This is a genomic window from Martelella radicis, from assembly GCF_014196625.1.
Classification (GTDB): domain Bacteria; phylum Pseudomonadota; class Alphaproteobacteria; order Rhizobiales; family Rhizobiaceae; genus Martelella; species Martelella radicis.
In genome coordinates this window covers 16,528-38,088 of record NZ_JACIDZ010000001.1, presented here as the reverse complement: position 1 = coordinate 38,088, position 21,561 = coordinate 16,528, and the positions used below count along the sequence as shown (strand labels likewise).

Here is a 21,561-nt window from a genome sequence, read left to right as displayed (position 1 = left end):
AAAGGTGAGGAGCGGGTCCGAAGCCCGATGCTTCAGTCGGCGTCGCGATCAACGACCAGACCGTCCTGAAGGGTCACGCGCCGGTCCATTCGCGCGGCGATCTCAAGATTGTGCGTGGCGATCAGCGCCGACAGGCCGGACTGGCGGACAAGCGCCTCGAGCGCCTCGAAAACATAACCGGCCGTGCCGGGATCGAGATTGCCAGTCGGTTCGTCGGCAAGCAGAAGGCGCGGCGCATTGGCAACGGCGCGGCCGATCGCGACGCGTTGCTGTTCGCCGCCGGAAAGCTCGGCCGGGCGGTGATCGGCGCGGTGGCCGATCTTCAGATAATCGAGCATCTGGTCGGCGCGCTCGGCCGCCTCGCGCGGGGAGAGACCGGCAATCAGCTGCGGCAGCATGACGTTTTCGCGCGCGGTGAATTCCGGCAGGAGATGATGAAACTGGTAGACGAAGCCGACATCATTGCGCCGGAAGGCGGTACGGGCGTCATCATCCAGCGCGCTCGCCTCGCGCCCGTTAAGAAAAACCTCGCCCGAGGTCGGCTTCTCCAGCAGCCCCGCGATCTGGAGCAGGGTTGATTTGCCGGTTCCAGAAGGCGCCACCAGCGCCACCATTTCGCCTGGCATCAGTTTCATCGAAGCGCCCTTCAGAATCTGCAGCACGCTGTCGCCCTGCCCGTATTCATGCACGATCGATTTCAGTTCCAGAGACGGATTGGCCAAAATATTCTCCCGCTATTCGTAGCGCAGCGCCTGGACCGGATCGAGCCGGGAGGCGCGCCAGGCCGGAAAGATCGTCGCGATGAAGGAAAGCGTCAGCGACATGATCACCACCGTCATCGTCTCCCCGAGGCTCATTTCCGCCGGAAGCGTGGAAAGGAAATAGAGCTGAGGATCGAACAGCACCGTGCCGGTCACCCAGGAGAAGAACTGGCGGATCGATTCGATGTTGAGGCAGACGATGACGCCGAGAAACACGCCCGCAAGCGTGCCGACAATGCCGATCGCAGCCCCGGTCATGAAGAATATGCGCATGATCGCGCCCGAGGTCGCCCCCATCGTGCGCAGGATCGCGATATCGGGGCCCTTGTCCTTCACCAGCATGATCAGTCCGGAAATGATGTTGAGCGCGGCGACGATCACGATCAGCGTCAGGATCATGAACATGACATTGCGCTCCACCTCAAGTGCTGAGAAGAAGGTCTGGTTGGTCTGTCGCCAGTCGGTGATCACGATGTCCTCGCCGGCGGCCTCGCGCAGCTTCGGGATCACCTGATCGACGTCATCGGGATGATCGACGAACACCTCGATGCTCTGCACATGGCCGCCGGCGTTGAAATAGGCCTGCGCCTCCGCAAGCGGCATGAAGATGATCGAGGCGTCATATTCCGACATGCCGATCTCGAAAACGCCGGAGATCGTGTAGGCCTTGACCCGCGGATTGACGCCGAAGGGGGTCACGTCGCCCTCCGGCGAGATCAGCGTGATCTTGTCGCCGGCGAAAAGCCCGAGCGAAGCGGCCATGCGCGAGCCGATGAGAACCCCCTCGCCGGCCGTATAGCCGACCATGTCGCCCTCGACGATATTGTCGGAGACCGTGCTGAGCTTCAGCATGTCGTCGGGCCTGATGCCGCGCACCAGAGCGCCGCTGCCCGCCCCGCGCACGCCGGAGACGAGCGCCTGGCCTTCCACAAGCGGAAAGGCGAGCCGCACCCCGTCGACGCCCTCAAGGCGCTCGGTCAGTGCGGCGTAATCGGGAAAGGGTTCGCCCGCCGGCAGCACCACGATATGGCCGTTGATGCCGAGAATGCGGCTGACGAGCTCGGTGCGAAACCCGTTCATCACCGCCATGACGATGATCAGCGTGGCAACGCCGAGCATGATGCCGAGGAAGGAGAAGCCGGCGATCACCGAAATGAAGGCTTCCTTGCGGCGCGAGCGAAGATAGCGCCATGCCACCATGCGTTCGAAAACGGAAAACGGCTTCGCTTTCGCGGGGATGTCGTCAATTGCCTTGTCGGCCGAGGCCATCTGGTCTCACTCCCTAGAGCGCCGTGCGTCCATTCGGACGCACAAAGGACGCTCTAACCTATTGAAACTACGCATCGTGCTTTCCGAAAATCGATTCCGGTTTTCGGGCCGATGCGCTAGCGCCCGGCGGTCAGCCTGGCAATCGCGGCATCCACCGACATCGCCACGCGTTCGCCGGACCTGCGGTTCTTCACCTCGACCTCGCCGGCGGCCACGCCGCGCGGGCCGACAACGATCTGGTTCGGCACGCCGATCAGGTCGGCGGTCGCGAATTTCGCCCCCGCGCGCTCATCGGTATCGTCATAGAGGACATCGAGGCCGGCATTGGAAAGCGCCTCGTAGAGCCGTTCCGAAACGGAGCCGCAGGCCTCGTCAGACACCTTCATGTTGATGATCACCGCGTCGAAGGGCGCAACCGAGTCCGGCCAGATGATCCCGTTCTCGTCATGAGAGGCTTCGATGATGGCGGGAACAAGGCGCGTCGGGCCGATGCCGTAGGACCCCATGTGGACGGGATGCTCCTTGCCGTCGGGGCCCTGGACCATGGCGTTCATCGGCTCGGAATATTTGGTGCCGAAATAGAAGATGTGACCAACCTCGATGCCGCGCGCGGAAAGCCGCTCACCTTCCGGCAGCGCATCGAAGGCGTCCGCGTCATGCATCTCGTCGGTGGCGGCATAAAGCGAGGTCCACTGGTCGAAAATGCCCTGCAGCTTTTCGACATTGTCGAAGTCGAGGTCTTCGGCCGGAATGTCGAACTTGACGAAATCGCGGTGGCAGAAGACTTCCGATTCACCGGTCTCGGCCAGAATGATGAATTCATGGCTGAGATTGCCGCCGATGGGACCTGTATCGGCGCGCATGGGAATGGCGCGCAGGCCAAGCCGGTCAAAGGTTCTGAGATAAGCGGCGAACATCTTGCGGTAGGAATGCTCGGCCCCCTCGCGCGTCAGATCGAAGGAATAGGCATCCTTCATCATGAATTCGCGCGAGCGCATGGTGCCGAAACGCGGGCGGATCTCGTCGCGGAACTTCCACTGAATGTGGTAGAGATTGAGCGGCAGCTGCTTGTAGGACTTAACCGAGGAGCGGAAGATCTCGGTGATCATCTCCTCATTGGTCGGGCCGAACAGCATGGCGCGATCCTGCCGGTCGGTGATCCGCAGCATCTCCTTGCCATAGGCCTCGTAGCGCCCGCTCTCGATCCAAAGATCGGCAGATTGCATGGTCGGCATCAGAAGCTCGACAGCGCCGGAACGGTCCTGTTCTTCGCGGATGATGCGGTTGACCTTGTCGAGGACCCGCTTGCCGAGCGGAAGCCAGGAATAAATCCCCTGCCCGTGCTGGCGGATCATGCCCGCACGCAGCATGAAGCGGTGCGAGACGATTTCCGCCTCCTTGGGATTTTCCTTCAGGATCGGCAGGAAATAACGGGAAAGACGCATCTGAGGCTGCTTTCTTGTCGCCATCCCGGCATGCCGGGAATCGATTGCATATTGGTTTTATTCCCGGCCCTTTTAGCGACTTCTTCCTCAGAATTAAAGCCGCGAAACTTCTTGCGAACATCTGGCGAGAAGGAGGCGATTTACGCGCCCTGACGAATGTCAAGCACTTGAAACGTTGCAGAACACAATAAAGTCATTGTCAAACTGAAAAACCTTTGGGACTGTCGCAAAAATGCAAAATAAGGGATGACAAAGCCCAATCATTGGGCTAGGTTAAGCCCATAAAACAGGCAGGGAGCTTAAATTCTTGCCTTTTCTTCGCGGTCAAGTCTTGGGAGGATCGATCCTGGCGCGCTTGTTCGCAGCCCCGGCAACGGAACGGATCACGCGATACTTGAAAAACAAGGCCTGAGGCCTTGTTTTTTTTTGTTCTTTGAAAACTTCGTAGAGCCAGGCGTTTTTAATACTTTGTTTGCCACACCCTGAAGCGTGATGCCCGCGCGCATTGACCCCTTTCACCGATTGCCGGAAAACGGCCTGAGGATTTCGCGTGAGAGGATATGAACGGCCGTGACCTGCAACCAGTTACCATCGATTGCCGCCATGGCGGCTCTCGCAGGCCTTGCCGCCCTTCCGGCATCCGCCGAAGCCGCCGATCTTTCCGATGCATTCTATCTCGACCTTTCCGGCGGTCCCGCCGCCCTCATGCTGCATATGAACGAAGACGCGCTCGACGACATCATCGCCGATACCTATTGGGGCATCGACGGCCGGCTCGGCATCTGCAGCAAGGGACCGGTCAATTTCTGCGCGGGCATGACCGGCTACGTCTCGCTCGGCGGCACCACGCAGGAGATCGAGACGCGAACCGGCGGCGGCAAGACGGATACGCAGCTCAGTTCTCTCGGGGCATATGTCGCGGCCAAGGGCAATCTCGGCCTCGTCACGCTTTCGCCCTATGCCGGCTACCGGCAGATCTATGGCGATGTCAGGATCGAGAACAACACCCGTTTCTCGCCGACCGACATCGACAGCGGCGCCTTCTTTGGCGGTCTCGAGACCAGCATCAAGTTCTTCCCCACCGACCTCGAACTCGGCGCGCGCTTCGAATACGGGCAGTCGACCGGCGACAACGGAGCCAGGGACTATGATTACGGCCTCGGCAGCGCATTCCTGCGCATGCGGTTCTAGCTCAAGGCGTCCAGAACAGGGCTGAGAGGTCCTCGAGCCCGTAGCCCAGGACGATCACCACCACATACCAAGCGGCGAAGACGACAGCCGCCACCAGCGAGGTCCAGAAGACCACGCGCCACGGGCGAAAGCGGTGCGGCGCGCTTGCCGTGGTGCCGGGCACGACCTCGCCCTCCTCGTCCTGGGTACGCAGGCCGAAGGGCAGGACCGCAAACAGCGTGATCCACCAGATGACGAAATAGACCGCGAATGCGGAAAACAGCGACAAGATTTCCTCCCTCCTGACATTGCGCCTCGACGACACCTGGAGCATCGGGCGAAAAAGTGGCTACCGGTTTTTCGATAACCCGATGCGTAAAACAAAGAGCTAGATCACCGGGCGGTTAAGATTAGCCGCCCGGTGATCTAGACTGTTTCGAAGGTCGGATGCAACTCTTCCGCCGGAACATCCATCGCTCACGTGTGTTGGACGGAAAAGCGCGGGCTATGCCCGCACACGCAGTCATGGTTCAAGGAGAGCAGGAGATGGCAGCGAATGCGCAGGAGAAAGCAATCGTGAAGGCGGTTCTGGACCGCTATCCGGAGAGCCATGCCGAAATGCTCGGAATCGATGTGGCGAAGAACACACCGGCGCCGCTGTTCCAGTGGCTCGTCTGCGCGCTGTTGATGAGTGCGCGGATCGGCGCGGACAAGGCACAGGAAGCCACCAAAGCCCTTTTCGATGCGGGTTGGACAACACCCGACAAGATGGCCGCCACCTCCTGGGAGGAGCGGGTGAAGGTGCTGAACGAGAACGGCTATGCGCGCTATGACGAAAGCACGGCGCGCTATCTGGCCGACACGCTCGACCTGCTGGACAAGAATTATGGCGGCGATCTGCGCAGGCTGAGGGACGATGCCGGGCGTGAGCCTTCTGAAGAGCGCAAGCGCTTGAAGGCGTTCAAGGGCATTGGTGAGACCGGCGCGGATATCTTCTTCCGCGAGGTCCAGCTCGCCTGGGAGGAACACTATCCGTTCTGCGACGCCCGCGCGGCAAAGGCCGCCGAAAGCCTCGGCCTGCCGGCAAACGCCGACAGCCTGGCATCCCTTGCCGGTAGCAGGAAGGCACTGCCTCGCCTTCTGACAGCACTGGTGCGGAGCGACCTCGACAAGGCGAAGGACGATATTCTGGAGGCGGCCGGATAACGAAAAAGGGCGCCGCGACAGCGACGCCCTTCGAAAACGAGGCGAAAGCCTCTCAGAAGCAATCGGCCAGAAGCGCTTTGGTGTTTTCCAGCGTCATCTCGACCGGGTTGCCCCCCGTGCTCGGGTCGTCCAGCGCCATCACGGCGAGTTCGTCGATCCGGTCGGGGGCTATCCCCATTTCGCTCAGGTTCTTCGGCACGCCAAGCTCGGCCCGGAACTCCAGCACGAAGTTGTAGAACCCGTCATAGCCGCCCGAAATGCCGAGATAGTCAGCGGCAAGCTTCAGCTTGTCGGCGATCATCTCGCGGTTGAAGCGCAGCACCGGCGGCATGACCACGGCGTTTGTCATTCCGTGATGGGTGTTGTAGACGGCACCGAGCGGATGCGAGATCGCGTGGATCGCGCCGAGCCCCTTCTGGAAGGCGACCGCGCCCATGGCGGCGGCGCTCATCATCTCGGCGCGTGCCTCCAGGTCTTCCGGATCGTTGTAGACGCGCGGCAGATTGTCCTTCACCAGCCGCATGCCTTCGAGCGCGATGCCGTGGGACATCGGGTGATAATGCGGCGAGCAATAGGCCTCCAGGCAGTGGGCAAAGGCATCAAGCCCGGTGCCGGCGGTGATGATCTTCGGCATGCCGACCGTCAGTTCCGGATCGCAGATCACCACGCCAGGCAGAAGCTTCGGGTGGAAGATGATCTTCTTCACATGGGTCTCAGAATTGGTCAGCACCCCTGCCCGGCCGACCTCGGAGCCCGTACCCGCCGTTGTCGGCACCGCCACGATCGGCGCAATCGCATAGGCATCGGCCCTCGTCCACCAGTCGCCGATATCCTCGAAGTCCCAGACCGGCAGGGTCTGGCCCGCCATCATCGCCACCAGCTTGCCGAGATCGAGACCGGAGCCGCCGCCAAAGGCGATCACGCCGTCATGGCCGCCCTCCTTGAAGGCGGCGATGCCGGCGGCAAGGTTCTTCTCGTTCGGATTGGGATCGACATCGGAGAACAATGCCGTATCAAGACCGCCCTCGGTCAAAATCCTCAGCGCATCTTTCGTGATCGGCAGGCTGGCCAGCCCCTTGTCGGTCACCAGCAGGGGATTGGTCATGCCGAGGCTCTTGCAGGCATCGGCAAGTTCGGCGATGCGGCCTGCGCCGAACTTGATCGTGGTCGGATAACTCCAGTTGGCTGTGAAGCTCATTGTGTGACTTTCTTCAGATGGTACGACTTCGGCCGGGTCAGGTTGTGGTAGCCGATAATGGAGAGCGAACCGCCGCGGCCGGTGTTCTTGCAGCCCGTCCAGCAAAGGCCCGGATCGAGATAGTCCGCGCGGTTCATGAACACGGTGCCGGTTTCGATCCGGGCGCCAAGGGCTGCCGCGCGTTCGGGGTCGGCGGTCCAGAGCGATGCCGTCAGCCCGTACTGGCTGTCATTCATCAGGGAAAGCGCTTCCTCGTCCGAGGAGACCTTCATGATGCCGACAACCGGGCCGAAACTCTCCTCGCGCATCACGTCCATCGAATGGTCGACATTGACGAGAACCTGCGGCGCGAGATAGGCACCGCCATCATCTTCCGGGAACAGTTTCGGATCGACCAGCGGCTTGGCGCCTGCGGCAATTGCCTGTTCGATCTGCTTGCGCACCACGGCGGCGAAGCGCTTGTTGGCCATCGGCCCGAGCGTCGTGGCCTCATCAAACGGATTGCCGAGCTTGTAGGCCGAGGCAAAGGCCGCCGCCTTTTCGACGAAGGCGTCATAGAGGCTTGCGGTGACATAGATGCGCTCGATACCGCAGCAGCACTGGCCGGCATTGAACATTGCCGCATCCATCAGCGTCGCGACCGCCGCTTCAAGATCGGCATCCTCCATCACATAGCCCGGATCCTTGCCGCCAAGCTCCAGCCCGAGCGGCGTGAAGGTGCCGGCCGCCGCGCGCTCGATCTGGCGTCCGCCTTCCACCGATCCGGTGAAGTTGATGAAGTCGAAGCTCTTTGCGGCGATCAGCTCGGAACTCGTCGCATGATCGAGAAAGATGTTCTGGAACAGGTCTTCCGGAATGCCTGCCGAAACGAAGGCCTTGACGATGCGCTCGCCGACCAGAAGCGTCTGGCTGGCATGTTTTATGATCACTGCGTTGCCGGCAATCAGCGCCGGAACGATGGTGTTGATCGCCGTCAGATAGGGGTAGTTCCACGGCGCGATGACGAAGACGACGCCGTGCGGCTCGCGGGCGATATAACGGCGAAAAGTGCCGCTATCCTCCAGCGCGATCGGCGCAAGGCCTTCCGCCGCAACGCTTCCCATATAGTCGGCGCGCTCGTTGACGCCGCCAAACTCGCCGCCATAGCGCACCGGCCGGCCCATCATCCAGGCAATTTCCTGCACCACCTCGTCGCTCATGGCATTGAGCGCCTTGATACCGGCCTGAACCAGCGAGACCCGCTCTTCAAGCGGCCGCTTCGCCCAGTCCTTCTGGGCAGCCCGTGCCCTTGCAACGGCGGCGCTAGCGGTGGCGGCGGAAACCGCCTCCCGCTCGGCATAGACCGATCCGTCGACCGGCGAAATACATTGGATCATCGTCATGATCAACATCCTGTCATTTGCAATTGTCGCTCAAGAAATTTCGCTGCGGTCCCGCACAGGGCCGGCAGCATTCTCCTTCAAGCCCTCTCAAATCCGCGCGCGATCTCCCAGTCGGTAACGCGGCGGTCATATTCTTCCTGTTCCCATTCGGCGGCGCGGCAATAGTGGTCGATGACGCTGTCGCCGAAAGCTGCGCGCAGGAAATCGGAGCCATCCATGGCGCTTGCTGCCGCGCGCAAGGTTTTGGGGATTTCGCGGATATCGCTGCCCGCGCCATAGGCATCGCCCACATAGGGCTCTTCCAGCGTCATCTGTTTTTCAATGCCATCGAGACCGGCGGCCAGTTGCGCGGCGAAGGCCAGATAGGGATTGAGATCGGCGCCGCCGATGCGGCATTCGATGCGGATGCCCTTGGTTTTTTCCCCGCAAAGGCGGAACCCGGCCGTGCGGTTGTCGCGCGACCAGATCGCCTTGGTCGGCGCGAAGGTGCCGGCCATGAAGCGCTTGTAGGAATTGATATAGGGCGCCAGGAAATAGGTGATTTCGGCGGAATGGGCGAGCAGGCCCGCCACATAATGCTCCATCAGTTTCGACATGCCGTATGGCCCGTCGGGATCGAAGAACAGCGGCTTCGCGCCATCGGCGCTCCAGAGCGATTGATGCACATGCGACGAGTTGCCGGCGGCATCATAATTCCACTTGGCCATGAAGGTGACGGCCTTGCCCTTCTGCCAGGCGATCTCCTTGCAGGCATTCTTGATGATGGCGTGACGGTCGGCCATGGTCAGCGCGTCGGCATAGCGTACATTGAGTTCTTCCTGGCCCGCATCCGCCTCGCCCTTGGAATTTTCGATCGGGATGCCCGCGCCCTGCAGCCCGTTGCGGATTGCCCGCATCACATCCTCCTCCTTGGTGGTCTGGAAGATGTGGTAATCCTCGTTATAGGCGCTCGAGCGCTTCAGCCCGCGATAACCGGCTTCCTCGGCGCTCTCGAATGACTGATTGAAGAGGAAGAATTCAAGCTCGGTCGCCATCATCGCGCGAAAGCCAAGCGCCTCGAGACGACCGATCTGCTTTTTCAGGAGCGCGCGCGGCGAATGGGCGACTTCGCTGTGGGTCGCATGGTCCTCGACATCGCAAAGCACCAGCGCCGTGCCTTCCAGCCAGGGAATGCGCCGCAGCGTGCCAAGGTCCGGCTTCATCGTATAATCGCCATATCCCGCCGCCCAGCTTGTCGACTCATAGCCGGAGACGGTGTTCATCTCCATGTCGGTGGCCTGGATATAATTGCAGCAATGGGTTTCCCTGAAGCCGCTCTCTACGAAATATTCGGCGTGGAAGCGCTTGCCCATCAGCCGGCCCTGCATATCCACCTGGCAGGCCAGAACCGTATCGATCCGTCCCTCCGAAACATCCCGCTTCAGTTCATCGAATGTGTAGCTTGCGCTCATCAGGCTCTTCCCATCGGTTGTCGGACGCGGCTCTGGCGTCCTTCATGTGCGACCGCCCGGAGCAAACGCGCTCCGGACGATCCTTGTCAACAGTGTCGGCGTCGGCGGCAGAAGCCTCCTTTGCCCTGCCCCTTAGGGTGTCATACTCGGGCCTGACCCGAGTATCCAGGCGACACGGAGAACCTTGCCTGGACCCTCGGGTCAAGCCCGAGGGTGACGCAGAGGAGAGGCTGGGTTGCTTGACATGCGCCCGCCTCTGGCCACGACGTCAATCAGCCCGCGCGGTAGGGCGGGCCGGCGGCCTTCATGTCAGCCTGATACTGCTTCAGGATCTTGACCACTTCGGCCGTGCGCTCGGTCTCGGCGGCGATCTCGTCCCAGAAGGTATCGGCGGCATCTTCCACCGTCTTCCATTCCGCATCGGGAATGGTCGTCAGCTTCAGCTTGTCGCCATGGGCGCGCAGCCGCGCCTCGCCGCCCCAGTACCAGTGCAGGCGGTGCAGGTGCGAACTGTCCGTGCACATGCGGAACAGCACCTTCAGATGCTCCGGCACTTCCGCCCACTTGTCGGAATTGACGAAGAACGAGCCGCACCAGCCGCCCGAGATGTTGTTGGTGAGGAAGTAGTTGGTCACATCCGCCCAGCCGACGGTGTAGTCCTCGGTAATGCCCGACCATGCGAGACCATCAAGCTCGCCCGTCTGCATGGCGACCTGCACGTCTTCCCAGGGCAGCGTCACCGGCACGACGCCGAACTGCGACAGGAACTTGCCGGCCGTCGGGAAGGTGAAGATGCGCAGTCCCTCAAGATCGGAAAGGCTCGTCACCGGATTGACCGTGGCGAAGTTGCACGGATCCCAGGCGCCAGCGGAAATCCACTGCACGCCAACTTCCGAATAGGCCTTCTCCCAGATCTCGGCGAGACCGTATTCGTAAAACAGCGTCGGCACGTCGAGGCTGAACTTCGAGGCGAAGGGGAAATAGCCGCCGAACACCTTGATATCGAGCGGCGAGTTCATCGAGTCGTCGTCCGACTGCACGGCATCGATCGTGCCGCGCTGCATGGCGCGGAACAGTTCGCCCGTCGGCACCAGCTGGTCGGCGGTGAACAGCTGGATCTCCATCTCGCCATTGGCGGCCGTGTTGAAGGCCTCGATCGACGGCTTGATGACGTGTTCGGCAAGCGCCGGCCCGGCATAGGTCTGCAGGCGCCAGGTGATCTTGCTCTGGGCGCGGGTGACGGCGGGCGCGGCAAGCGCCGTGGCGCCTGCTGCGGTCGCAAGGCCCGCATTCTTCAAAAAACTGCGTCTGTTGGTCATTGCTGCTTCCCTCTGTTTTGCTTCATCAGCTCTTGTGTGACCCGACCGCATGCCGGGCCCTCCGTTTCCAAACGTCCGCTGAAACCGGACGCACTCCAACGCGCCTCAGCCACTCCCCTCAGCGCGCATAGACCAGGTTCGGCAGCCACAGGGCAATCTGCGGAAATGCCGTGACGATCGCCAGGCCGAGGATCATGATGATCACGAACGGCCAGACGGAGCGGTAAATGTCGGTCAGTGAAATCTCCCGCGGGGCCATGGCCCGCATCAGGAACAGGTTGTAGCCGAACGGCGGCGTCATGTAGGCGATCTGGCAGGTGATGGTGTAGAGCACGCCGTACCAGACGAGATCGAAGCCGAGATGGCCGACCAGCGGCACGTAAAGCGGCGCGACGATCACCAGCATCGCCGTATCATCCAGGAACGTGCCCATGATGATGTAGGAAATCTGCATCATGATCAGGATTTCCCAAGGGCCGAGATCCCATCGATCGAGCAGCAGATGTTCCAGCGCCCGCACCGCGCCAAGCCCGTCGAACACCGCGCCGAAGCAGAGTGCGGCCAGGATGATCCACATGAACATGCAGGAAATGCCGAGCGTCTGCTCCATGGTGCGGTTCAGGAGTTTCCACGTCAGCCGCTTCTTGATCAGCGCGGCGACGAGCGCGGACAGCGCGCCGATGGCGGCACTTTCCGTAAGGCTGGTGCCCCCCATCAGGAACAGGCCCATCATCAGGAAGAAGATGAGGAAGGGGATGATGCCGGCGCGCAGGAGCTTCAGCTTCTCGCCGAGCGGCATGTCGCGCTCTTCCTTCGGTAGCGAAGGGCCAAGCGCCGGGTTCAGGCGGCAGCGGATGATGATGTAGATGATGAACATCGCCGCCAGCAGCAGACCGGGCAGCGCACCGGCAACCCAGAGCTTGCCGACGGGCTGGCGGGCGATCATGCCGTAAAGCACCAGAACGACGCTCGGCGGCACCAGAATGCCCAGTGAAGACCCTGCCTGGATGACGCCCGAAACCATGATCTTGTCATAGCCGCGCCGCAGAAGCTCCGGCAGCGCGATGGTCGCGCCGATGGCCATGCCGGCGACGGAAAGCCCGTTCATGGCCGAGATCACCACCATCAGCGCGATCGTGCCGACGGCAAGACCGCCCGGCAGACCGCCCATCCAGACGTGGAACGCCTTGTAGAGATCCTCGGCAATGCCCGATTCCGACAGCATGTAGCCCATGAAGATGAAGAGCGGCAGCGTCAGCATCGGATACCACTTCATCAGCTTCATGCCGGCGGAAAATCCGATCTCGTAGCCGCCCGTACCCCACAAGAGGGCCGAGGCGACAACGCCGACGAAGCCGATCGCGGCAAAGACGCGCTGGCCGGTCAGCATGGTCAGCATCATCGAGAAGAACAGAAGAAGCGCGATCATTTCATAGGAGAGGTTCATGCGATCGGCCTCCCCAGCGCCTTTGCAAGGTCCTTGAAGAAGATCGAGGTGGTCTGCAGGAACATCAGGAAAATGCCGAAGACCATGGTGATCTTGATCGGGGACATGTAGGGCGACCAGCTCGAATAGGAGGTCTCGCCGTATTTCAGCGCGTAGCTGGTGGACGACACGCCGCCGATCAGAAGAAAGATCAGATAGGTGAACAGCATGAACACGGTGATCGCATCGACAATGGCTCTCTGGCGCGGCGTCCAGCGGCCATAGACGAGGTCCATGCGCACATGGCTGTCGAGCTGCAGCGAATAGGCGCCGCCGACAAGGTAATAGGCCGTCATGACGAACTGCGCCATTTCCAGCGTCCATAGCGACGGGTTGAAGAAGGTCTTGGACACCGATGACCAGAGCAGAATGCCCATCATCACGAAGATCAGCCACATGGCGATGCGGCCGACCACGCGGTTGAAACCATCGACGTAGCGGACATAGGTCTTGATTGCCTCAGGCATCAGGCCACCTCCTGCCTGCCGTCGAGGCACTGGCTCAGAAGGCCGGCGATGAAGCCCGCGACCGCGCCCTGCCCTGCCGCATCGGCGATCAGGTCATTGCGGATCTCGATCATGACGTTGAGAAGTTTGCGCGGCAATGCGTGGCGGCGCAGCGTGTGGGTCACCCCGTCGACCGGCGCATAGGGTTCGTTGCGGCGCACATCATAGCCGCCGGCAGCCTTTGCCTTCTCGAGCAGGCAATCGGCAAGCCTGCGGTCGGCGTCATGCAGGATGCCGATTTCGACGTCCCGCTTCTGCCCCTTGAACACCGGGGTGAAGGAATGGATCGTGACCAGCACGGTCTCACGCCCGAGACGTTCGTCCAGCACGGCATCGATACGCTCGTGAAACGGAAGATAGAGCGCCTCCGCCCGCTCGGCCTTCGCCACCGGGCCAAGCCCGCGATTGGCGGGAACCGCGTGAATCTCGCTGATTTCCGGAATGGCGTCGACGGCTTCCGGCGGGCGGTTGCAGTCATAGACAAGACGGGAGAAGCGCTGGTGGACCAACGTGGCGTCGAGCGCCTCGCTCAACAGCTTCGAAACCGCAAGCGCGCCCGGATCCCATGCGATATGGCTTTGCAGAAGTTCGGCGGAAAGGCCCATGTCGCCAAGGCAATCGGGTATGGCACGGCCGGCATGCTCGCAGACCAGCACGACCTCGCTTGGACCCGATGCGCGCTCGACAATCACAGGCGCGCCTTCTCGGGCGCTCAACAGCCCCGGCTTTCCCAACATCTGTTCCCCTGCATTTTCTGCAATTCTTGGTTTTGTAAATAGTTCTTCAGATTTCGCGCGCTGTCAATCACACTTTGAAAACTTCTATTCATTTTTGCCGTTGACGGATGGGCCGCGCCGTTCCTAAATGCCGGGAAAACAGGAGACGAAGATTGACCGACGGGTCCAGAACAGTCGCCGACATCATCGCCGGGCGCTACGGCGAACTTACGCGCTCGGAAAAGCGCCTCGCCGACACGATCAGCGAGAACTACCCGGTGTCAGGCCTCGGCAGCATCACCACGCTTGCCGAAAATGCCGACGTATCGACGCCGACGGTCGCGCGCATGGTGCAGAAGCTGGGCTTCAAGGGATATGCCGAATTTCAGGCGCGCCTGCACCAGGAACTGGAGGCCACGCTCTCCAATCCGATCGCCAAACACGACCGGCTGGCGCGCAATGTGCCGGACACGCATATCCTGAACCGGTTCGGCGAGGCGGCGATGGACAATATGCGCCGCACATTGTCACAGCTTGACCAGGAAACATTCGGGGGCGCGGCTGCCCTTCTCTCGGACCTCGACCGCGCCGTCTATTTCGTCGGCGGACGCATCACAGGGGCAATCGCGGGCTATTTCTACACCCACATGCAGGTCATCAGGCCGAAAACGACGCTGATGTCGTCCAATTCCGGCTCATGGCCGCAGCACATGCTGAACATGGCCAAGGGCGATGTTCTGGTGATCTTCGACATCCGCCGCTACGAGCAGGACATGGCGACGCTGGCGCGCGTGGCAAGCGAGAACGGCGTCGAGATCATCCTCTTCACCGACCAGTGGGCCTCGCCCGTGACCAAGTTTGCCCGCCACACCTTCCGCGTCCATATCGAGGTGCCGTCGGCCTGGGATTCGTCCGTCGTGACGCTGTTTGTGGTGGAAGCGCTGATCGAGGCGGTCCAGGCAAAAAGCTGGGACAAGACCCGCCAGCGCATCAGCCAGTTGGAGGGCCTGTTCGAACAGAGCCGACTGTTCAGGCGGCCGGGCTGATTGTCCAGGAGCACTATCTGACGAAGTATTTTCCGGCCCTTTGACGCGGGCTCCCGTGGGCGCGGCACCCGACAAGGTCCCCATCGGACACAAACCGATCCGGAGGCCCGACGAAGGTGACCCGAAGAAGCTGGCCCGAAGAAGCTGGCCAAGGGCGTTTCGCAGTCAGATGAAAGAAGCCGACGTCCGCGAAAATGCGTCAAACAAGAAAGAGCGGTTCTGCGTCTCGGTGAAAGGCTGAACCGCTCCTGACCTGTCCGCCGCGTGGCAGTTAGCCAGACGGCTGCTCGTTCTGGAACCAGCCCGCTTCCACGGCTCGTTTTCCGAAAAGTTCTGCGCCCTCGAGTGTCCAATGCGTGTCGTCGTACATGGTCCGGCGCCCATCTTCGCGCACGAGCGTGCAGGTTCGCGCTTCATCATCACACAGCAGAGCGCGCCTGTCGTAAAATTTCACACCGTTCGTATCAGCAATCTCGGCAAGGATGCGGCTATAGACCTGAGCCTCCACGGCTTCGAAACGATAGCCCAGCTTGTTGATCTCGGTAAGATCCACGTCGCCCTTGTGACGCAGAAGGTACCAGTCAAAAATCGACATTCGGCTTGGCGAAATGAATTCGGCCGTATTTCCGACGATAATGACTTCCTTCCCCAAATCCTTCAGCCTTGGAACAAGTTGCTTGACGGCGTCGATGGACGTTGAGCGGTATTTTGGCGCAAATACGACGACATCAGCCTCTTTGAAGTTTGGAACATCGAACATTTCCTCGATTTCCGGCTGATTGAAATCGGCCGTATATGCCAGACGCGCGAACTCGTAATCCGGAATCTTGTCACGATTCAAATATAAAGCGTTGAACAGGTCCTTGCTGTGGGAGTTTCCAACCAGAAGCACATTCTTCTTCTCGGGGTCCGTGTACCAAATGTCCTCCAATCCGTGTTTGGAGCGTTTGCCGGCGTTCCATCTGCCAATGGTTTCGTTCACGGCCAGCTGGTCGAGAATACTCATGGACTCCTCCGACATCAGATCGGGATCGAATTGATTCTCGCCGTAGCGCTCGGCGAGGTCGGAATAACGACCGGGGAAGCCCGCGAAACGATCCGACGCAAACGAAAAGCCAACGATGCCAATCACGAAACAAGCGAGCGTGGGGATGAAGAGCCGCGTGGACACCCGGAACCTGAAGGGCTTTTCGATCAGAGCGTAGCCTGCCCAGGCACACGCAAACGTCAAAACAACCCAAGACGTCATTGCAATCCAGGTCGGCTCTTCAATTGAACGCAAGCGCCCGAAGGCGAATATCGGATAGTGCCAGAGATAAAGAGAATAGGAGAGCTTGCCGATCATCACAAATCCACGTGTCGACAACAGCCTGGTGACCGGTTCACGCGGATCGGCAAACCAGATCAGCCCGCATGTCGCCAGGATAACCGGTATTGTCGAAAGGCCCGGATGTTCAGCCTCAGCAAGACGTGTCGTGAAGATTGTGTAGAGCAACAGCGCCAACATGGCGGCGGGAACAAAAAGCCCGGCCCGGCTTGCGCGCAGAAAATCAGGCCGCTTCAGCGCCACCAGCGCCAGCAATGCGCCAGCGAGCAGTTCCCATGCACGGCTAACCGGCGAGAAAAAGGAAAGCGGAGGCTTGAAGTAAGTCGTCGCCTGGGCCAGCACGAAGCTCACGATCAGCAATACGATCAGAACCAGCCCCATCCAACGGGCGGAGCGAATTTTCGACAGTGCGAGCAGGACAAGCGGAAAAATCAGGTAGAACTGTTCTTCAATGGACAAGCTCCAAGTATGGAGGAACGGCTGCAATAGCCCTGATTGCGCACCATACTCTCCCAACTCGAAGAACCAGTAGACATTACTGTAAAAACCCAATGCGGCAACGAGTGAATTACCGAACCGGATCAATTCGCTGGGCAACAAGATCCACAAGGCAAGCGGTATCATTGCAGCCATGACCAGCAACAAGGGCGGGAGAATGCGTCTCGCTCTGCGCATATAGAATTTCGTAAAACTGAACCGGCCCGTACTCTCCAGTTCGGTGAGAATAATTCCCGTAATCAGGTACCCGGAAAGTACAAAGAAAAGGTCGACGCCGAGGAAGCCCCCGGAAAGAAAATAATCTTCAAGAAAAGGAATTTTCAGGTGGTAAACAATGACGGAAATGACAGCTATAGTACGAAGTCCATCGATTTCTGGACGATAGCGGAGAGACATGCCGAACCTCGAAGTATGAAAACTGAAAAATCAAATGTCGCAAGGCTGGCAACCAGAGCGACCCAAAAAGGTGAAACATACAACAAAATTTGATCTTAGTGCATCGAACGCGATGAGTGAAGCGAGAGATGCCCCGTTCGGCAAAAATGATATTTCACCGCCCACAGCGGCCTATCCCAGTATGGAGACAAGACCATGCGGCAACCGCGTCGCATGGTCTTCGCTGCAGCGTGACGCATGCAACGCGCGGCAAAATGCCGGCGAACGACCGCCAAAGCTGTTTTCAATCCAAGCCTTGCCGGCCGCCCAGGCCGACAAGCGTCCGCACAAAGCTCCATGCCACAAGACCGCGCGCCACGGAAACGCCGGAGGCAGCGGCGGGTTCTGCCTCTTTCCGCGCGTTCTCTGCCGTTGCACGCAGGCTGGCAACCACCGCAAATGTGGCCCTCAGACCCGCTCCCCTTGGCGGATCAAACACGGCGTAGACGGTGCTGTCAGTTCAGCTTGTTCACAAAAACCGTTACCACCGGCTTCTTGCCCCAGCATTCATTGGCAGCGGCCCTCACAGATCGGCGGATGGCTTCCTTGACCATGCCGAGATCCTTGCGGCGCGAGCGCGGAATGCTTTCGACAGCGCCGAGAACGGCGTCGAACAGCACGTCCTCCATTTTCTCGTCGTCGTCGTCAAAGCCCGGAAGACCGACCGGCACGACGTCGGGATCGCCGGAAAACTCGAACTTCGAATTCAGTATGACATTGACGGAGACGTGGCCGACGAAGGAGAGCTTGCGACGCTCGCCGATGCCCATTTCGTCAAAGTCCCCGATCAGCTTGCCGTCCTTGAACACGCGGCCCGCCTCGACATGGCCGATCACCTCGGCCGGACCCGGCGCAAGGCGCAGCATGTCGCCGTTGCGTACGCGCGGGACCTGGGAAATGCCGCTCTGTTCGGCCAGCTCCTTCTGGGCGATCAGATGGGCGGCCTCGCCGTGAACCGGTACAAGAATTTCGGGCCGGATCCAATCATACATCTGCTGCAGTTCATTGCGGCGCGGATGGCCGGAGACATGAACCAGAGCCTCATTGTCGGTGAGAATATGGACGCCCTGCTCGACCAGACCATTCTTGATGTCCTGGATGGCCTTCTCGTTGCCCGGAATGGCGCGCGAGGAAAACACCACCAGATCGCCGGCGGCAAGCGCCACATTGCGCATCTCGTCGCGCGAGAGCTTGGCAAGGGCGGCGCGCGGCTCGCCCTGCGAACCGGTCAGGATCGCAACCACCTTGTCGCGCGGGATATAGCCGAACTCGTCCTCGTCGACGAACGGCTTCACGCCCTCCATCATGCCGAGATCACGGGCGACGGCAACCGCGCGCTTCAACGAGGAGCCGAGCAGCAGCACCTGGCGGCCCGCCTCGTCGGCGGCCTTGGCGATCGAGCGGATGCGGCCGATATTGGAAGAAAACGTGGTCAGCGCGACGCGGCCTTCCGCGTTTTCAATGACCGTTCTGAGGCTTGCCGAAATCTCCTCTTCGGAAGGCGACACGCCGTCGCGCATGGCGTTGGTGGAATCGCACATCAGCGCCAGCACGCCATCGTCGCCGATGGCGCGGAACCGGGCTTCGTCGGTCTTGGGGCCGAGCGTCGGCGCATGGTCGATCTTCCAGTCGCCGGTATGGACGATATTGCCGAGCGGGGTGCGGATCGAAAGCGCCATCGGTTCCGGGATCGAGTGGTTGACGGGCACGCCCTCCACCGTGAACGGCCCGACATTGATGGTGTCGCCGGCCTTGAAGATCGTCACCGGGATTTCGCGCATCCAGCTTTCATATTCGCGCTTGGCCTCCAGCAGGCCCGCGGTGAAGGGCGAAGCGTAGATCGGCACATTGAGGCCCGGCCACAGCGTCGCGATCGCGCCGTAGTGATCCTCATGCGCGTGCGTGATGATCATCGCCTTCAGATTGGCGCGCTGTTCGCGCACGAATTCGATATCGGGCAGCACCAGGTCGACGCCGGGCAGTTCGGGCCCGGGAAAAGTGACGCCGCAATCGACCATGATCCATTCGCGTTTTTCCGCAGGGCCATAGCCGTATAGCGCGAGGTTCATGCCGATTTCACCGAGCCCGCCGAGGGGCAGGAAAACCAGTTCGTTCTTATTGTCCGCCATTTAAGCGTTATCCGTTCTTGTTGTTTTCGAAGAAGACATCGCCAGCAGCAAAGGTGCGCGAACCCTCTTCCGTTTCAAGTTTCAGCATGCCGGAATCATCGATGCCGGCAAAAAGCCCGGAGACCTGCTCGCGGGCCAGATTGATGGTGATCCGTTCATTGATGCCGCAGGCGGCAGCGCGCCAGCGGGAAACGGTCCGGCCGACGCCACGCCCGCCATCCCAGATCGAAAGCTCATCCGCCATGATCGAGAACAGATGGGCAAAAAGAACCTGGGGATCGGCGCCGGCAACATAATCGGCCAGTCTTGCCACCGGATATGGGGTTCCTTCCGGCGAAAATCCAACATTGATCCCGATACCGATGACAACCGCGGAACGACCATCGGCAAGTTTGCGCGCTTCCAGCAGAATGCCGCAAACCTTCTTCCGGTCGATCAGCACGTCATTCGGCCATTTGATCGCGACCTCGCTGCCATTACCGGCCATCATGCTGCTGATGGCGCCATGGACCGCTACGGCGGCGACCAGCGGCAAGGACGACAGGGATGAAAACGGCGCCGGATCAACAAGCAGAAGCGAGGCATAGAGATTGCCCCGCTCGGAAATCCAGTTGCGGCCGCGCCGTGCCCGTCCGCCTGTCTGCTCGTCCGCCGTGATCCAGAGAAGGCCGGGGTCACCGGCCTCGGCCCGCTCCATCGCGGAAAGATTGGTCGAGGCGACTGAACCAAGCGCCTCATGCCGATAGGCAGCGGCGGGGTTTCCCGCCGCCATCTAGAACAGCGCCGCTGCGGCGGACTGCGCAGCCGTGTTCAACGGACCGCCGAACAGCAAATAGCCGATGGCGAAGAGACCGCTCAGACCGAAGACGAAGCGCAGCTCCACGGCGACCCGAGAGAATTCTACGGTCGGCTCATCGAACCACATCACCTTGACGATGCGCAGATAGTAGAACGCGGCAACGACCGAGGAGAGCACGCCGATGATCGCCAGCGTATAAAGATGCGCGTTGATCGCCGCCAGGAAGACAAAGTACTTGCCGAAGAAGCCCGCCAGCGGCGGAACGCCCGCAAGCGAGAACATCAGCGCCGTCAGCACCACGGCCATGACCGGCTTGGTCTGCGACAGTCCGGCAAGATCGTCGATGTTCTCGACATTGCCGCCTTCCTTCAGCCGCATCGCCATGATGATGGCGAAGGCGCCCAGCGTCATGAACAGGTAGATCGCCATGTAGATGGCAACGCCGCTGACGCCGACTTCCGTGCCCGCGGCAAGACCGACCAGCGCGTAACCCATATGGGTAATGGAGGAATAGGCCATCAGACGCTTGATGTTGCGCTGACCGATCGCGGCAAAGGCGCCGAGCACCATGGAGGCGATGGCGATGAACACCACGACCTGGCGCCACTGGTCGACGGCCGGGCCGAAGGCATCAATCAGCAGGCGAATGATGATCGCCATGGCGGCAACCTTCGGCGCGGATGCGAAGAAGGCCGTGACCGGCGTCGGCGCGCCCTCATAGACGTCCGGCGTCCACATGTGGAAGGGAACGGCGGAAATCTTGAAGGTGATGCCGGCCAGCACGAAGACCATGCCGAAGATGAAGCCGAGACCGGTCTCGCCGAGCGAGATCTGGTTTGCGATCGCCTCAAAACCGATATTGCCGGTAAAGCCGTAGATCAGCGAAATGCCGTAGAGCAGCATGCCGGACGACAGCGAGCCGAGAACGAAATATTTCAGGCCCGCTTCCGTGGAACGCAGGCTGTCCCGGTTGATCGCCGCGATCACATAAAGCGGCAGCGACATCAGTTCGAGGCCCATGTAGAAGGCCAGCATGTCGTTGGCCGAAACCATCAGCATCATGCCGGTGGTCGACAGCAGCATCAGCACCGGAAACTCGAAGCGATCGAGATATTCCGGCTCCTCATGGCCGACAGACAGGATCATCGACAAGGCCGCGCCGATCAGCACCAGCACCTGCATGAAACGGGTGAAGGCGTTGAAGGTGAGCGACCCGTTGAAGGCCGTGCCCGAGCCCGCCCAGAACAGAGCGCCGAAAGCCGCGATCAGAAGAAAGACCGAAAGCCCGACGATCGCCGGACCGCTCTTGCGACCGGCAAAGGCTCCGATCATCAACAGGACCATGGCGCCGATCGAAAGGATCAGCTCCGGCATGATCAGCTTCAGACTTGAAAGTAGGAGTTCCGAGGTCATGTCCA

General features: G+C 60.6%; 18 protein-coding genes. 3 read left to right on the top strand and 15 right to left on the bottom strand.

Annotated elements, in window-relative coordinates; all coding sequences use genetic code 11:
- Positions 1-32: 32 nt before the first annotated feature.
- The 3 genes from GGR30_RS00175 to proS form a co-directional block, all read right to left on the bottom strand.
- Positions 33-722, bottom strand: coding sequence for an ABC transporter ATP-binding protein (locus GGR30_RS00175; protein WP_246413474.1), 690 nt, complete (start codon positions 720-722; stop codon positions 33-35).
- 12 nt (positions 723-734) lie between these two features.
- A complete protein-coding gene (locus tag GGR30_RS00170; RefSeq protein WP_183480916.1) occupies positions 735-2,030 on the bottom strand; it encodes a lipoprotein-releasing ABC transporter permease subunit in 1,296 nt (431 codons plus the stop codon).
- Between the two features lie 116 nt (positions 2,031-2,146).
- Positions 2,147-3,475, bottom strand: a complete 1,329-nt coding sequence (proS, locus tag GGR30_RS00165; RefSeq protein ID WP_183480913.1) for a proline--tRNA ligase — start codon at positions 3,473-3,475, stop codon at positions 2,147-2,149.
- 570 nt (positions 3,476-4,045) lie between these two features.
- Here proS and GGR30_RS00160 point away from each other — a divergent pair.
- Positions 4,046-4,666 carry a hypothetical protein gene (locus tag GGR30_RS00160; protein ID WP_183480910.1) on the top strand — a complete coding sequence of 207 codons (621 nt, stop codon included), beginning with the start codon at positions 4,046-4,048 and terminating at the stop codon, positions 4,664-4,666.
- Position 4,667: 1 nt separating this feature from the next.
- Here the strand turns inward: GGR30_RS00160 and GGR30_RS00155 are convergent, their stop codons facing one another.
- A complete protein-coding gene (locus GGR30_RS00155) occupies positions 4,668-4,934 on the bottom strand; it encodes a DUF1467 family protein (RefSeq protein WP_183480905.1) in 267 nt (88 codons plus the stop codon).
- Positions 4,935-5,191: 257 nt separating this feature from the next.
- On the opposite strand from GGR30_RS00155, the gene GGR30_RS00150 reads away from it, so the two are divergent.
- Complete coding sequence (locus GGR30_RS00150; protein WP_183480902.1) at positions 5,192-5,851, top strand: HhH-GDP family DNA glycosylase; 660 nt, start codon at positions 5,192-5,194, stop codon at positions 5,849-5,851.
- Between the two features lie 52 nt (positions 5,852-5,903).
- Here GGR30_RS00150 and GGR30_RS00145 read toward each other — a convergent pair whose 3' ends face one another.
- The 7 genes from GGR30_RS00145 to GGR30_RS00115 form a co-directional block, all read right to left on the bottom strand.
- Positions 5,904-7,049, bottom strand: a complete 1,146-nt coding sequence (locus GGR30_RS00145; protein ID WP_183480899.1) for an iron-containing alcohol dehydrogenase — start codon at positions 7,047-7,049, stop codon at positions 5,904-5,906.
- Complete coding sequence (locus GGR30_RS00140) at positions 7,046-8,431, bottom strand: aldehyde dehydrogenase family protein (protein ID WP_183480896.1); 1,386 nt, start codon at positions 8,429-8,431, stop codon at positions 7,046-7,048. The genes GGR30_RS00145 and GGR30_RS00140 overlap by 4 nt, the downstream gene beginning before the upstream one ends.
- A gap of 77 nt (positions 8,432-8,508) precedes the next feature.
- Positions 8,509-9,882, bottom strand: a complete 1,374-nt coding sequence (locus GGR30_RS00135) for a glutamine synthetase family protein (protein ID WP_183480893.1) — start codon at positions 9,880-9,882, stop codon at positions 8,509-8,511.
- Positions 9,883-10,154: 272 nt separating this feature from the next.
- Positions 10,155-11,201, bottom strand: coding sequence for a TRAP transporter substrate-binding protein (locus tag GGR30_RS00130; protein WP_183480890.1), 1,047 nt, complete (start codon positions 11,199-11,201; stop codon positions 10,155-10,157).
- Between the two features lie 118 nt (positions 11,202-11,319).
- Positions 11,320-12,648 (bottom strand): TRAP transporter large permease, encoded by a 1,329-nt coding sequence (locus GGR30_RS00125; protein ID WP_183480887.1) that lies wholly within the window; start codon positions 12,646-12,648, stop codon positions 11,320-11,322.
- Positions 12,645-13,154 carry a TRAP transporter small permease subunit gene (locus tag GGR30_RS00120; protein ID WP_183480884.1) on the bottom strand — a complete coding sequence of 170 codons (510 nt, stop codon included), beginning with the start codon at positions 13,152-13,154 and terminating at the stop codon, positions 12,645-12,647. The genes GGR30_RS00125 and GGR30_RS00120 overlap by 4 nt, the downstream gene beginning before the upstream one ends.
- Positions 13,154-13,930 (bottom strand): N-formylglutamate amidohydrolase, encoded by a 777-nt coding sequence (locus GGR30_RS00115; protein ID WP_183480881.1) that lies wholly within the window; start codon positions 13,928-13,930, stop codon positions 13,154-13,156. Before GGR30_RS00115 ends, GGR30_RS00120 begins: the two co-directional genes overlap by 1 nt.
- Before the next feature lie 152 nt (positions 13,931-14,082).
- On the opposite strand from GGR30_RS00115, the gene GGR30_RS00110 reads away from it, so the two are divergent.
- A complete protein-coding gene (locus GGR30_RS00110) occupies positions 14,083-14,955 on the top strand; it encodes a MurR/RpiR family transcriptional regulator (RefSeq protein WP_183480877.1) in 873 nt (290 codons plus the stop codon).
- A gap of 271 nt (positions 14,956-15,226) precedes the next feature.
- Here the strand turns inward: GGR30_RS00110 and GGR30_RS00105 are convergent, their stop codons facing one another.
- The 4 genes from GGR30_RS00105 to nuoN all read right to left on the bottom strand — a co-directional run bounded on the left by GGR30_RS00105 (position 15,227) and on the right by nuoN (position 21,556).
- Complete coding sequence (locus GGR30_RS00105) at positions 15,227-17,176, bottom strand: acyltransferase family protein (RefSeq protein ID WP_183480875.1); 1,950 nt, start codon at positions 17,174-17,176, stop codon at positions 15,227-15,229.
- 494 nt (positions 17,177-17,670) lie between these two features.
- The gene (locus GGR30_RS00100) at positions 17,671-19,344 is read right to left on the bottom strand and encodes a ribonuclease J (protein WP_183480872.1); all 1,674 of its coding nucleotides are present in this window, start codon (positions 19,342-19,344) and stop codon (positions 17,671-17,673) included.
- A gap of 7 nt (positions 19,345-19,351) precedes the next feature.
- A complete protein-coding gene (locus tag GGR30_RS00095; protein ID WP_183480870.1) occupies positions 19,352-20,116 on the bottom strand; it encodes a biotin--[acetyl-CoA-carboxylase] ligase in 765 nt (254 codons plus the stop codon).
- Entirely contained in the window at positions 20,117-21,556 is a 1,440-nt protein-coding gene (nuoN, locus tag GGR30_RS00090) for an NADH-quinone oxidoreductase subunit NuoN (protein ID WP_183480867.1), read from the bottom strand.
- Positions 21,557-21,561 lie beyond the last annotated feature (5 nt).